Here is a 13,461-nt window from a genome sequence, read left to right on the forward strand (position 1 = left end):
ATACTGGTAGACACTAGTAGGTAAAATTAGGTTTATGGTAAAGAAAATCATTAAAATATCAGCTGCACATACACAGGCAAAGTACCGCCAAATAATACAGTCCGTTATAAATTCAATTGCGGACGGGGTTATAAAAAAAGGCGACAAAGTTCCTTCTATCAACGAAATAGCCAACGAATATAACCTTTCCAGAGATACAGTTATGCTTGCCTTTAGCGAATTGAAGGCACGAGGAATACTGGGAGCAGTGCCGGGCAAAGGATATTTTGTGGAGAGTGATAATATTGGAATCGAAAAACGCGTTTTGTTGCTTTTTGATGAGCTGAATAGCTTTAAGGAGGAACTCTATAATGCTTTTCTTGACAGTGTTTCGGATGATACACAGGTGGATATCTATTTCCACCATTTCGATATTAACGTGTTTTCTTCCTTAATTAAGGAAAGGGTGGGGAAGTATTCTGCCTATGTAATTATGCCCGCTAACCTGACGGACATATTGCCGTTGATTCAACTGTTGCCCAAAGATAAGGTGTATATACTCGATAGAAAGATCGATGAATTGAGCGGATACCCGGTAATTTATCAGTCGTTTGATGAAGATATGTATAGTGGTTTGAGCGCTGGATATGATTTATTGAAGAAATATGAAAAAATAATTTTGGCCTACCCCGGCGGCAAAGAACCTGAAGGTTTTTTGACTGGTTTTAAACGTTTTTGTAAGGATAGAAAACTCAAATACGATGTATACGAACAGATTAAAGACCGACCGATCAAAAAAGGCGAGGTATATATATTGCCTTCTGACAGAAATCTGATTAACCTTGTAAAACGTTGTTGGGAAAAGGGGTGGAAGTTGGGTGAAGACGTTGGCGTAATTTCGATCAACGAATCTGCTTTAAAAGAAGTGGTAGCCAATGGTATTTCAACTATTTCAACCGATTTTAAGCAAATGGGGAGAACTTTAGCCGATTTTGTGGAGAACAAAAAAACAGGTGAAATGAAAAATATATCCAGATTTACCCAGCGGAACTCTTTGTGAATACTTGTATGTATCAGTATCAGACCGTGTTAATTAGGGTTTGTAGTTTTTAATGAGTTTAAAAAAAGTTCTTTTTTTATTTGCAAAATAAAAATAAATTGTAAATTTGCGTATCAGTACCTACCGGTACCTACCAGTTGAGTAGGTTAGTTCAAAGATAAGATTTCTAGTTTCAAGATTATAAACCATTGTAACTAAAAAAAATAGAATGGCACAATTTAACATGGAGGATCATCCTCACAAAAGATTGAATGTATTAACTGGAGAGTGGGTCTTGGTATCTCCACATAGGGCCAAACGACCCTGGCAAGGGCAGGTTGAAAAAGTATCAGAGGAAAAGAGACCTGAGTACGACCCTAAGTGCTATTTATGTCCGGGCAATGAACGTATTGGTGGTCATATGAATCCCAAGTACACCGAACCTTACGTATTTGTAAACGATTTTTCAGCTTTGTTAAGCGATACTCCGGGAGGTGGAGTTGATGAAGGATTGTTTCAGGCAAAAAGCGAAAGCGGCATTTGTAAGGTAATCTGTTTTTCTCCTCGTCACGATTTAACGGTTCCGGAAATGGAAGTTTCTGAAATCAAAAAAGTGGTTGATTTATGGACTTCGGAATATAAGTCGATTGGAGAAAATGATTTTGTAAACTACGTTCAGATATTTGAAAATAAAGGAAGTGTGATGGGATGTAGTAACCCGCACCCGCACGGACAAATATGGTCGAACAGTACTGTACCTAATGAGCCAGCTAAAAAGCAGGCGAAAATGAAGGAGTACTACGAAAAGAACGGAAAGAGTTTGCTGGCTGACTATATAGCTGCCGAGTTCGAGAAGAAAGAGCGTATTCTTTTCGAAAACGATCATTTTGTAGGTTTGGTTCCTTATTGGGCGGTATGGCCATTTGAAGCGATGATTGTGAGCAAACGTCATGTTTCGAACTTAACGGAACTTACCGAAGAAGAAAAAGAATCATTTGCAGCTGCATACAAAGAGTTAACCGTAATGTATGATAACCTTTTTGAGGTATCCTTTCCTTATTCGGCTGGTATCCACCAGGCCCCAACCGATGGCGAAGAGCATCCGGAGTGGCACTTGCATATGAGTTTTTATCCACCATTGTTGCGTTCGGCAACAGTGAAGAAGTTTATGGTAGGATATGAAATGTTGGGCACGCCCCAGCGTGACATTACTGCCGAAACTAGTGCACAAAGGCTTCGAGACCTTTCTAAGGTTCATTATAAGCACAGGTAGTTTTTTGGTTTTAGAGTAAAAGAGGTTACTGTGGTAGGTAACCTCTTTTTTTTGCCTTTTTTTGTCCTCAGATCACACAGATTAAAACGAATTTTATTCACAAGTCTATGTGAGGGTGTAGGTATTGCCATAAGAATTGTGTTTTCTAGAACTCGTTAAAGATTTTTTAAAACGATTCTTTGTTTGCGTTGTTATTAACTTAAAATAATAAACATGAATAAAATGAAGATATTGCTTACGCTTGGGGGTAGTAACAGTTTAAAATCCATTAATAAACAATTGGCAGTTTATGCAGCCAGTCTTGTTGAGAATACTCAAATGGTTGTGGCAGACTTAAATGACTTTAATTTACCGGTTTATAGTGTCGATTTGCAAGAAGAAAAAGGAATACCGGATAATGCCTTTAGATTTGATAACCTAATAAAAGAAGCTGATGGTATTGTGTTGTCCTTGGCAGAAAATAATGGTTTGCCTACGGTAGCATATAAAAACTTGCTGGATTGGGTTTCCAGGATCAATAAGAAGTTATGGCGAAACAAACCAATGCTATTAATGGCCACGTCGCCGGGAGAAAGGGGAGGTGAAAATGTATTGGAAATAATGAAAAAATTAATGCCTTTCCATGGAGGTAAGGTCGTTGCTGACTATACATTGCCATTGTTTTTTGAGAATTTTTCGGACGAAGGAATTAAAGATCCTCAAAAAAAACAGGAACTGGAACAGAAGTTGAAGATCTTTAAAAATGAATTGGGTAAATAACGGGTGAGTAACCGAACATTGAGGTAATTCTTTAATTGAAGTAAGATTACCTTTGTTATATTGTCCTTCTAAAAGACAGATAATGGTAGGAAGTAAAAAAAGAAAACAGTTTTATTTATAACGATTCTTTCTTAATGTTGTTATAAACTTTGAAACTATAAAATATGGGATGATATGAAGAAACTTAAAATTGTTAATTGGATAAGTACCGGGTTGTTGACGGTGATGATGCTGATGTCGGCTTCCATGTATTTTATAAAGCATGCCGATATGGTTCAGACTTTCGAAGGGTTTGGGTACCCTTCTTATATCATCTACCCATTGGCAATAGCTAAAATATTAGGATTGTTGGCCATTTGGTTTTGCAGAAGGAATAATGTTAAGGAATGGGCTTATGCCGGGTTTTTCTTTGACTTTGTTTTGGCGTTTTTTGCGCATTATATGACGGATGATGGAAAGTTTATTCCTGCACTGGTTGCATTACTGTTGTTAGCCACCTCATACTTTAGCCGGAAAAAACTGGACAATATCAGTTAAGTGATAAACAGAAAAGAATATGAAAGAAATGTGGGATAAAAGGTATAGTGCCGAAGATTATGCCTATGGAACGGAGCCGAATGATTTTTTTGCAGAGCAACTAGCTAAAATAAAATCTGGAAGCATTTTATTACCTGCCGAAGGCGAAGGACGTAATGCCGTCTACGCAGCCCGGATGGGTTGGGACGTGCATGCTTTTGATTTAAGCCGGGAGGGGAAATCGAAAGCGCAAAAGCTGGCGGAAACACATCAGGTCAATATCCAATACCAGATAGCAGAGTGTAGTGAAATCAGTTTTCGGAAAGGCACTTTTGATGCCATTGGTTTGGTGTATGCACACTTTCCGCCGGATAAGAAATCGATGTACCATAAACAGTTGGATCAATATTTGAAAAGTGGTGGTATCGTTATTTTAGAGGGGTTCAGTAAATCTCATCCTGAAGTAAGTAAAAGCAACGAAAAACCCATGGGACCCCCTAATCCAGCCATGCTTTTCTCGCTGGATGAAATCAAGAAGGACTTCAATAATTATGAAATTATTGATCTTAAGGAAGAGCAGGTTGCTTTAAACGAAGGTGAGTATCATGTAGGCATGGGTGCAGTAATCAGGTTTGTGGGGAGGAAAAAGTAGTCGGCAGTCATAAGTCGGCAGCCCTGTGTTGCTGGCCGCTGACAGAGAATTGCCGACCGCTGACTGGTTATATTTTTACTACAACACGTCCTTTGCTTTTCTTGTCGAGCATCAGATCAATGTGGGTTCTAAGAGATTCCAGCGAAGATTCTCTGATTAAACCCGGGTCAAAATCAATAGACCAATCCCCGGCTAATAGATTCCAGATTTCCTGACGAATCTCCATCGGGCAGTTTTGAGAATCGATACCTAAAAGACTTACTCCTCTCAAAATAAAAGGATACACTGTCATTTCAAGCTCACCGGAACCAATATTTCCACATGTAGTGACGTTACCTAGAGGCATGCAGCCTTTTAGCATGGTTGTAAGCGTATTTCCTCCGACCACATCAACGGCTCCGGCCCATTGGGTTTTTAACATTGGTCGGCCCGATTTGTCATCAGAAACACTGCGATCGATTTGTGATTTGGCACCAATCTTCTGAATTTCTGCTTCGGGAGCCAATTCGTAATTAGCTGCAATAACCTCAAAACCTATTTTATTCAGAATCTGGCAGGCAATGTTTCCAACACCGCCTAAAGCACCTGTCACAGCAACAGGTCCCATTTCTGGTTTTTGCCCATTGTTTAACAGTCGAAATACGGATAGTGCTGCTGTGAAACCAGCTGTGCCATACGTCATTGCCTGGCGGGCATTCATGTTTTGGGGCATAGCAACAATCCACGAATCCGGCACTTTAATATATTCGGCAAATCCACCAGGATGGTTCATGCCAAGTTCATAACTGGTTGCTATAACCGAATCACCTGCTTTATACAATTCACTATTACTTTTTTCGACGACTCCGGCAGCATCAATGCCCGGAGTGTGAGGATACTTTCTGGTTACGCCTTTGTTACCAATGCTTGATAAAGCATCCTTGTAATTTAAGGAGCTGTATTCTACTTTAATAAGAACTTCACCCTTTTCTAAAATATCAAATGGCATGTCTTTAATAGAAGTGATGTAATTGCCGTTTTCCTCTTCTACGCGAAATGCCTTGAATGTTGTATCGCTATTTTTCATTGCTTATTTATTATTTTTTGAATACTTTTGTACAAAGTACGTTATAAAAGAGCTGTAAAACAAGAGCTTACAAATATGTTGCTAACGAACATTTTGTTCCATATTGAGTGGAATAAGGCAAGCCAGGAGAAAAAATATGGAAAAAAGTTATTGCCCTATTGATACATTCATCAATGTTATCAAGGGAAAACGTAAAGGAACTATTGTTTTACATCTTTTTCAGGGAAGTAAAAGATACCATGAATTGGTTAAGCTGTTACCGGACATCAGCGAGCGAATGCTTACAAAGCAACTAAGGGAACTGGAAGATGACGGTTTAATCGGGCGCACAGTGTTCCCCGAAGTACCGCCCAGGGTAGAGTATTATTTGACAGAATTAGGTCAAAGAACGCAACCTGTTCTAAAAGCAATGTTTAAAGGAGGATTGGTGTTTGAATCCATCATAGATGACGTTAAGGAATGATGATTTTCAGTTGCACTGTATTTTAGAAAGAATAAAATGGTGAATAATGCTATCGTGTTTTACTCAAATCTTAATTCTCCGTGCGCGTCATCCTCGCTACTAGGTTTATCATTACTGAATACTTTTATCTGCCTTTTGTTTAAACAGTGACTACTCTTTGTCCACGAAAATCTGTTGCCTTAACCTGTTTGGAATTAGGCTGATAAGAATATTCTTTCTGGATTTGCCGGATTTTCTGTTTAAAACGGTCAGGTACCAGCCCATTGATACGAATCCTTTGACCACGCTTGAAAGGCTGATGGCCCACCAAATGCCAAACATGCCCAGTAATTTTGAGGAGGACAATATGTAGCCTGCCGGTACCCGAGCGCCTGTAAATACGATGCCAACAATGGAAGGTGGGACTGTTCGGCCAATACCATTGAATGCTCCTCGTGTAACAATTTCAATAATCATAAACGTTTGCGAAACGGCCAATATTTTTAAATAGATGATGCCCATTTGTAAGGGCTCAGATTCTCTTAAAAACAATGAGAAGATCTGCTTGCCAAATACAAAGAACGACATCGTTACTGTTAATCCTAAAAATATACCAACGCCCAAAGTGGTGAAATAACCTTTTTTGATCCTGTCCCAGTTTCCAGCTCCAAAGTTTTGTCCGGTAAAACTACTCAAAGCAGTTGCAAAGCCCGAAGAAGTCATCCAGGATAAGGCCTCAATTTGGGCGCCCACACTTTGAACCGCAATGGGCATATCTCCCCACTTGGTTATCATTCGGGCCAGTATCAATGCAAAAATGGCAAACAGGCTGCTTTCCATAGCAACCGGTGAACCCAGTCTGAAAACATTCTTTGTAATGTCTTTGCATAATTTAAATTGTTTGAATTCCGGATTCATGATTTCCTTTTTCCAGACAAAGCGAATGACAAAAATAATATAAACCACCGCTTGTGCAGTTACCGTAGCTATGGCGGCACCTTTTACTCCTAGCGAAGGAACAGGGCCAAGGCCAAAGATAAGAAGGGGATCTAAAACCATGTTTAAACCTAAGCCAACAAGCAGATAATAAAAAGGTAGTTTGCTGTTGCCTGCACCATTATAAATACCCTGAAAAGTAGGGTTCATAAACGTAAAAATAAAACCCATAGCTACAATTCGCAGATATCCTATTGCTCCGTTTTCAACGACCCCTTCCGACAATCGAAAAACACCAATTAACTGCGGTGTAAAAACAAGTACGACCATGGATATGAAAGCAGAAAGTACCAATGCCCAAAATAGGGAATGCCTTGCGTAGCGGGCGGCTTCTTCTTTTTCTTTTCTTCCCAGGGCTTGCGATACGCCAATCTCGGCGCCTATTCGGGTGATGAGTAACACAGAAATTCCTAACCACACGAAAAAACCGGCAGCTCCTACAGATGCCACAGCATTACTTCCCACTTGGCCCAGCCAAATCATGTCGGTCAGGTTATAAGCCATTTGCATGAGCGATGTGCCGATAATGGGAATTGCCAGCTTGAGCAATTGCTTGAAAATAGGGCCGCTTGTTAAATCAATTGTCCTGTTCATATCGCCGGCGAAAGTAAGGAAAAAAGGGTAAAGAAGGAAGTGGGAAGTGTTTTGTGACTTGTAAAGTAGAACGCTCCAGTTTCTGCAAAGTGCATTAACCCTAACGTGGATCGCATAGACGTTTTAAAGATAGGATGTTCGACCTCTCTGTGGTCGGTGTGTGGATGCTTCGGTTTCTATAAACGGACAACACCGCTGGTGTTGGTGTATGTTATGGGTGTGTTTTTCTATAAACGTGACACCATGGGTGGCAGAAGTGTATAGTAACTAATCTGCAAAAAATAATACTGTTCTCCGGGGATGAAAATAGCAAATAGGAACGATATGATTTAAAACCCATGCGTCATGGTAATAAGATGCTAGCGGCATCGAGCGTTTAAAACAGAAGGTACGCAATATGGGGATCGACCCCAGTTGCGGTAGTATGTTTGCTGCAACTAATTAAAAATTCCTCTGTGCCCCTGTGTCTCCATGTTTGTTTTTTGTTAATAACTGCTTAAAAAACAATGAGGCAGGATTACGTAATTTGGTCGGTTTGTTGTATTTTTGCGGTTTATTAGAATAATCTCATAAAACAGGAAAATTCATGGTCCTTTTCTTTAAAGGTAAATCGGAACAGATTTTAGCAGTGGGCTGCGAAAAACATTTTGCGGCAGAAGATATAAAAAAGCTGGAATGGCTATTTGGCGGCGCCACCAAAACGGATGAAACAGAGCTAGGTGGCTTTTTTGTTGGCCCCCGTAAAGAGATGATTACGCCCTGGAGCACAAACGCCGTTGAAATTACCCAAAATATGGGATTGCACGGAATCACCCGTATGGAAGAGTTTTTTGGCGTTGCCGATGAAAATGCCGAGTACGACCCAATGTTACAAGTGCTGTATACCGGATTAGGACAAGATATTTTTACTATCGACAAAAAACCTGACCCAATTGTGGAGATTGATGATGTAGCGGCGTACAATAAAAAAGAGGGACTCGCCTTAAGCGACGATGAGGTGGATTATTTGGATGGTTTGGCAAAAAAGCTGGGAAGAAAATTAACCGACAGCGAGGTGTTTGGTTTCTCTCAGGTAAATTCGGAGCATTGTCGTCATAAAATATTCAACGGTACCTTTATTATCGATGGAGAAGAAAAAGAAAGTTCTTTATTTCAATTGATCAAGCGTACTTCAAAGGAAAATCATAATTATCTGGTTTCGGCATATAAAGATAACGTGGCCTTTGTTGAAGGGCCCAAAGCGGTGCAATTTGCACCGGTAAGCCATGATAAACCGGACTTTTTTGAGACCAAAGAGATTGATACCGTATTGTCGCTGAAAGCGGAAACACATAATTTCCCAACCACAGTTGAGCCTTTTAACGGAGCTGCTACCGGTTCAGGTGGCGAGATCCGTGACCGGCTGGGGGGAGGTAAAGCTTCTTTGCCATTGGCCGGAACAGCCGTTTACATGACTTCATATTCCCGTTCGGTGGAAGGAAGGGCCTGGGAAAAGGCTACCGAGGCACGCCCGTGGTTATACCAGACGCCGGAACAAATATTAATTAAAGCTTCAAACGGAGCCAGTGACTTTGGCAATAAATTTGGTCAGCCCATGATTTGTGGTTCGGTGCTTACTTTTGAGCATTTCGAAAACCACAAGAAATTTGCTTTTGATAAGGTGATTATGATGGCGGGAGGTATTGGTTTTGCCAAAAAATCGGATGCTATCAAAGATACTCCAAAGAAAGGAGACAAGGTAGTTGTCCTTGGAGGAGATAATTATAGAATTGGAATGGGAGGTGGTGCTGTTTCTTCGGTTGCCACGGGAGAATTCGATAATCATATTGAACTAAACGCGGTTCAGCGTTCTAATCCTGAGATGCAAAAGCGTGCCATGAATGCCATTCGCGCCATGGCTGAAGGCGAAGAAAATCCGATCGTGTTGATTCACGACCATGGAGCCGGTGGTCACTTAAACTGTCTTTCGGAGTTGGTGGAAGAAACGGGAGGTACCATCCATCTGGATAAACTGCCTGTAGGTGACCCAACATTATCTGCCAAAGAAATTGCAGGAAACGAGTCGCAGGAGCGAATGGGACTTGTAATACATGAAAAAGATATCGACCGGTTGAAGAAAGTGGCCGACCGTGAGCGTTCGCCAATGTACGTGGTGGGTGAAACCACTGGAGATATGAGTTTTGTTTTTAAAGATAACAAAGGAAATACACCTATCAACTGGCAGTTGTCCGATATGTTCGGGAATCCACCTAAAACTATAATGAAAGATGTTACCGTGGAAGAGACATTCGAACCGGTAGCATACGATGACTCCAGAATTGAAGAATACTTAAAAAATGTGTTACAGTTAGAGGCGGTAGCAAGTAAGGACTGGTTAACCAACAAGGTAGACCGCTCAGTTACCGGGAAAGTAGCCAAACAGCAATGTGCAGGTGAAGTGCAGATTCCGTTGAATAACCTGGGGGCAACTGCCATCGATTATACCGGGACTGCAGGTATGGCAACTTCAGTAGGACATGCCCCGGCAGTTGCTATGATTGACCCGGCTGCCGGTTCCAAAATTGCCATAGCTGAATCATTAACTAACTTGGTGTGGGCGCCGTTTACACATGGCATCAAAGGGGTTTCGTTAAGTGCCAACTGGATGTGGCCCTGTAAAAACAAAGGTGAAGATGCTCGTTTGTATAAAGCGGTTGAGGCGGTTAGTGATTTTGCCACTGATTTGGGTATCAATATCCCAACCGGCAAGGATTCGCTTTCCATGACACAAAAATACAAAGATGGTGAGGTCGTTTACTCTCCGGGTACGGTAATAATTTCGGCTGCTGCTGAGGTGAGTGATGTAAAAAAGATTGTGGAACCGGTTTTGGTGAAGGATACCGACTCTTCTTTAATTTATATCGATTTTTCTTTTGATAGTCACAAACTGGGAGGTAGCTCTTTTGCGCAGGTGGTGAACAAACTGGGGGCAGAAGCACCTACTGTTGTTGATACCGATTATTTTAAATTGGGAATAAATACTATACAGGCCTTGGTTAATGAAGGATTAATTTTAGCCGGTCATGATATTTCCGCAGGAGGAATGGTTACTGCCTTGTTGGAAATGTGTTTTGCCAACAACAGTTTTGGTATCGATGTTGATCTGTCTGGCATCGAAGAAACTGACTTGGTGAAAATTCTATTTGCTGAAAATCCGGGTGTATTGATCCAGGTGAAAGAGGTTGCCCAAGTAACGTCAATGCTTGATGAAAAAGAATTAGGTTACCTGGTTATCGGTTCGCCAATGGAGGAGAGATTCCTAAAGATTAATAAGTCTGGTAAAGAACTCAAATTCGATATTAACGAAATGCGTGATACCTGGTACAAGACTTCCTACTTGTTGGACCGAAAACAAAGTGGAGATAAGTTGGCCAAAGAGCGCTTCGATAATTATAAAAAGCAACCATTGGAGTACAAATTTAATATGGACTTTAATGGCAGGCTGGCAGATTACGGACTGGCTTTAAACCGTAACAAGAAATCAGGAATTAAAGCTGCCATTATTCGGGAAAAAGGGGTGAACGGCGATCGAGAGATGGCTTACGCTATGTATCTGGCAGGTTTCGATGTGAAAGATGTTCATATGACCGATCTTATCACAGGAAGAGAGACATTGGAAGATGTGAACTTCATTGTATTTGTTGGTGGATTTTCTAATTCAGATGTATTGGGTTCTGCCAAAGGATGGGCCGGTGCTTTCCTGTATAACGAAAAAGCAAAAGCTGCATTGGATGCTTTCTATCAGCGCAATGATACATTGAGTTTGGGCGTTTGTAATGGATGCCAGTTAATGGTTGAGCTTGGTTTGGTTTATCCGGATCATGAAGAAAAGCCTAAAATGCTCCACAATGAATCTCATAAGTTCGAGTCTAATTTTGTAAACATGAATATTGCCGAGAACAACTCGGTTATGTTAAAATCGCTGGCAGGAAATAGACTTGGAGTGTGGGTTGCACACGGAGAAGGTAAGTTCAGCATGCCATATGCCGAAGACCAATACAATATTCCAGGTAAATATTCTTACGAAGCGTATCCTGCTAATCCTAATGGAAGTGATTTCAGTGCTGCTGCTATCTGTTCCAACGATGGTCGTCATTTGGCGATGATGCCCCATCTGGAAAGGGCCATCTTCCCTTGGCAATGGGCCCACTATCCTGAAAACAGAAAGAAGGATGAGGTTTCTCCATGGATAGAAGCGTTTATTAATGCACGCAAGTGGGTGGAAAGTAAATAGTACCTAGTTGAAAGTTAAAAGTTTAAAACATCAAAGCCGGACTCGAAAGCCCGGCTTTGATGTTTTATTATAGTTGCCTAACCTTGATACTTGGCATCTCCAAACCCTAACACAGGATAAAATATAAATGGAAGGAATATTAAACCAAGTGTGTAACCTGCACCTTTTCCAAAACTTTTTGATAGTTGATTGATAACAATAATTCCGAATACTATGTTAACAATAGGTATTATCAGTAAAATAATCCACCAAATTGGTTTTTTTACAATTTCCAGCATTACAATTGTATTATAAATTGGAATGATTGCAGCCCAACCTGGTTTTTCAGCTTTAGTAAAAACTTTCCATAATGCTGCGATTAATAAAATAATTATTGCCATGTACACTATGCCAAGAGCACCAAAAGCGGCATACATTCCTGAAGAATCACTCATTTCCATAATAGATTAAATTAGTTTATTTATTTTCCTACTCTTAAGGTTTTTCGGATTCACCCCGTTTGAATGGTTGCCAGACTCCATGAACAATTCATACGAATATTAGAAACAGTTGTTTCATTATTACGTATTTTATTTCAACAGGAATTCTAATGGAATATGTAATCTTTTGGCCCAACTTCTTTCGTCATGCGCATCTCCGGCAAACACTTTTGTTATCCAGTTGTCCGGGGTGAAGCCTTTTTTCATCATAACGGTATCTACCATCATCTGATAAGGTTTATAAAGGCTGTCCAGAGTTTCTGTCCCATAGTCGAAGTAAATTTTATGATTATCGGCCGAGGGTAGGTTATTTTCCAGATAATCCCTAAATGCAGCAGGAATCTCCATGTTGCTTTCGAATGTTCCCGGCCAATGTGTCGACAGGCAAGCCGCACCGCCAAATATTTCAGGATACTCGCAAATGGCATACATCGAAATTAAACCGCCCATACTTGAACCGGCAATAAAAGTATGCTGCATATCCCCATAGGTACTGTAGGTGTCATCGATATAGGGTTTTAGTTCCTGCGTGATAAACCTTAAATAATTATCTGATTCAGGTGACTTCTTTAATCGGTTCTTACCTAAATTATTTTTAATGTTATCCGATAGGAGTTGATATGCTTTGTTCGGAAAGTACTCTATGGTCCTGAGCTCATTAATATTCCATATGGCTACGACAATTGTAGGCCGTATTATTTTTTCTTTTATTAACCTGTCCATTGTTTCGCCAACCATCCATGCTTGTTTGTTCCAGCTGTTTGTGCTGTCAAAAAGCATTTGTCCATCATGCATGTATAATACATTGTATTTTGTATCTGCAGAATATGATGCCGGAATCCATATATCGATATTCCTGGCAGGTACATATTTTGAGGAGAACGATTCCACATGAATAATTTTAGTTTTTTTTCCGAATGGGGCACTGCATGCCCAAAGGCATATCATTATTAATAATAATATAGTATACTTCATGATTGTATGTGTGTTTAATTAACCAGTGAACCAAGTTTTACTACCTTTGCAATCCACCTGTCTCTTTGTTCGAGACAGGAAGCTCTGACCGTGGCGAACTCCACGATCTTGACGGGTTTTATTCCAAACATACTGTCTTTGTCCGGATGGCATTGGAAGATAAGTACATTTTTTATCTATTTAAAATTTTTGTCTATAGAAAATGTGTCAAACCAGGTAGGTGCCGGACAGGAACTTTCATGGATGTTTATAATTCCGAATCAAGTACGGGAATGCCTCCCGAAATTCTTGAGGACAGGTCGTTCGGCAGTATTGCGGAAGGCTATTCTCCCTTGCATACTTTATGATTTATAAAGTGGATGATCGTTTCATGGGTTTTAGTTATGATAAATCATATCCATAAAATTAAAGAATAAAT

11 protein-coding genes are annotated in these 13,461 nt (G+C 40.3%); 7 read left to right on the plus strand and 4 right to left on the minus strand.

Going from position 1 to position 13,461, the window contains the following annotated elements:
• Nucleotides 1–34 precede the first annotated feature (34 nt).
• The 5 genes from ACT29I_RS13880 (at nucleotide 35) to ACT29I_RS13900 (ending at nucleotide 4,218) form a co-directional block, all read left to right on the plus strand.
• Nucleotides 35–1,039 (plus strand): GntR family transcriptional regulator, encoded by a 1,005-nt coding sequence (locus ACT29I_RS13880; RefSeq protein ID WP_430933040.1) that lies wholly within the window; start codon nucleotides 35–37, stop codon nucleotides 1,037–1,039.
• Nucleotides 1,040–1,247: 208 nt separating this feature from the next.
• Entirely contained in the window at nucleotides 1,248–2,291 is a 1,044-nt protein-coding gene (locus ACT29I_RS13885) for a UDP-glucose--hexose-1-phosphate uridylyltransferase (RefSeq protein ID WP_430933041.1), read from the plus strand.
• Between the two features lie 222 nt (nucleotides 2,292–2,513).
• On the plus strand, nucleotides 2,514–3,050 hold the full coding sequence (locus tag ACT29I_RS13890; RefSeq protein ID WP_444793723.1) for an NADPH-dependent FMN reductase: 537 nt from the start codon (nucleotides 2,514–2,516) through the stop codon (nucleotides 3,048–3,050).
• A gap of 174 nt (nucleotides 3,051–3,224) precedes the next feature.
• Nucleotides 3,225–3,587 (plus strand): DoxX family protein, encoded by a 363-nt coding sequence (locus tag ACT29I_RS13895; protein ID WP_430933043.1) that lies wholly within the window; start codon nucleotides 3,225–3,227, stop codon nucleotides 3,585–3,587.
• Between the two features lie 19 nt (nucleotides 3,588–3,606).
• Entirely contained in the window at nucleotides 3,607–4,218 is a 612-nt protein-coding gene (locus tag ACT29I_RS13900; protein ID WP_444793724.1) for a class I SAM-dependent methyltransferase, read from the plus strand.
• Nucleotides 4,219–4,285: 67 nt separating this feature from the next.
• On the opposite strand, the gene ACT29I_RS13905 is transcribed toward ACT29I_RS13900, so the two are convergent.
• Entirely contained in the window at nucleotides 4,286–5,284 is a 999-nt protein-coding gene (locus tag ACT29I_RS13905) for a YhdH/YhfP family quinone oxidoreductase (protein WP_444793725.1), read from the minus strand.
• A 136-nt stretch (nucleotides 5,285–5,420) separates the two neighbouring features.
• Between ACT29I_RS13905 and ACT29I_RS13910 the strand changes: the two genes are divergently transcribed.
• Entirely contained in the window at nucleotides 5,421–5,747 is a 327-nt protein-coding gene (locus ACT29I_RS13910; protein ID WP_430933046.1) for a winged helix-turn-helix transcriptional regulator, read from the plus strand.
• 150 nt (nucleotides 5,748–5,897) lie between these two features.
• Here the strand turns inward: ACT29I_RS13910 and ACT29I_RS13915 are convergent, their stop codons facing one another.
• Nucleotides 5,898–7,316, minus strand: coding sequence for an MATE family efflux transporter (locus ACT29I_RS13915; RefSeq protein ID WP_444793726.1), 1,419 nt, complete (start codon nucleotides 7,314–7,316; stop codon nucleotides 5,898–5,900).
• Between the two features lie 586 nt (nucleotides 7,317–7,902).
• Between ACT29I_RS13915 and purL the strand changes: the two genes are divergently transcribed.
• Nucleotides 7,903–11,589, plus strand: a complete 3,687-nt coding sequence (gene purL / locus ACT29I_RS13920) for a phosphoribosylformylglycinamidine synthase (RefSeq protein ID WP_430933048.1) — start codon at nucleotides 7,903–7,905, stop codon at nucleotides 11,587–11,589.
• A 77-nt stretch (nucleotides 11,590–11,666) separates the two neighbouring features.
• On the opposite strand, the gene ACT29I_RS13925 is transcribed toward purL, so the two are convergent.
• Both ACT29I_RS13925 and ACT29I_RS13930 read right to left on the minus strand, forming a co-directional pair.
• Nucleotides 11,667–12,023 (minus strand): DUF5684 domain-containing protein, encoded by a 357-nt coding sequence (locus ACT29I_RS13925; RefSeq protein ID WP_444793727.1) that lies wholly within the window; start codon nucleotides 12,021–12,023, stop codon nucleotides 11,667–11,669.
• A 135-nt stretch (nucleotides 12,024–12,158) separates the two neighbouring features.
• Nucleotides 12,159–13,043, minus strand: coding sequence for an alpha/beta hydrolase (locus tag ACT29I_RS13930; RefSeq protein WP_444793728.1), 885 nt, complete (start codon nucleotides 13,041–13,043; stop codon nucleotides 12,159–12,161).
• Nucleotides 13,044–13,461 lie beyond the last annotated feature (418 nt).

The organism is Saccharicrinis sp. GN24d3 (assembly GCF_052400645.1).
Classification (GTDB): Bacteria; Bacteroidota; Bacteroidia; order Bacteroidales; family Marinilabiliaceae; genus Saccharicrinis.

Excerpts from the sequence above, each read along its gene's own strand:
- ACT29I_RS13880 (WP_430933040.1), top strand. The coding sequence starts at position 35 with ATGGTAAAGAAAATCATTAAAATATCAGCTGCACATACACAGGCAAAG.
- ACT29I_RS13885 (WP_430933041.1), top strand. The coding sequence starts at position 1,248 with ATGGCACAATTTAACATGGAGGATCATCCTCACAAAAGATTGAATGTA.
- ACT29I_RS13890 (WP_444793723.1), top strand. The coding sequence starts at position 2,514 with ATGAAGATATTGCTTACGCTTGGGGGTAGTAACAGTTTAAAATCCATT.
- ACT29I_RS13895 (WP_430933043.1), top strand. The coding sequence starts at position 3,225 with ATGAAGAAACTTAAAATTGTTAATTGGATAAGTACCGGGTTGTTGACG.
- ACT29I_RS13900 (WP_444793724.1), top strand. The coding sequence starts at position 3,607 with ATGAAAGAAATGTGGGATAAAAGGTATAGTGCCGAAGATTATGCCTAT.
- ACT29I_RS13905 (WP_444793725.1), bottom strand. The coding sequence starts at position 5,284 with ATGAAAAATAGCGATACAACATTCAAGGCATTTCGCGTAGAAGAGGAA.
- ACT29I_RS13910 (WP_430933046.1), top strand. The coding sequence starts at position 5,421 with ATGGAAAAAAGTTATTGCCCTATTGATACATTCATCAATGTTATCAAG.
- ACT29I_RS13915 (WP_444793726.1), bottom strand. The coding sequence starts at position 7,316 with ATGAACAGGACAATTGATTTAACAAGCGGCCCTATTTTCAAGCAATTG.
- purL (WP_430933048.1), top strand. The coding sequence starts at position 7,903 with ATGGTCCTTTTCTTTAAAGGTAAATCGGAACAGATTTTAGCAGTGGGC.
- ACT29I_RS13925 (WP_444793727.1), bottom strand. The coding sequence starts at position 12,023 with ATGAGTGATTCTTCAGGAATGTATGCCGCTTTTGGTGCTCTTGGCATA.
- ACT29I_RS13930 (WP_444793728.1), bottom strand. The coding sequence starts at position 13,043 with ATGAAGTATACTATATTATTATTAATAATGATATGCCTTTGGGCATGC.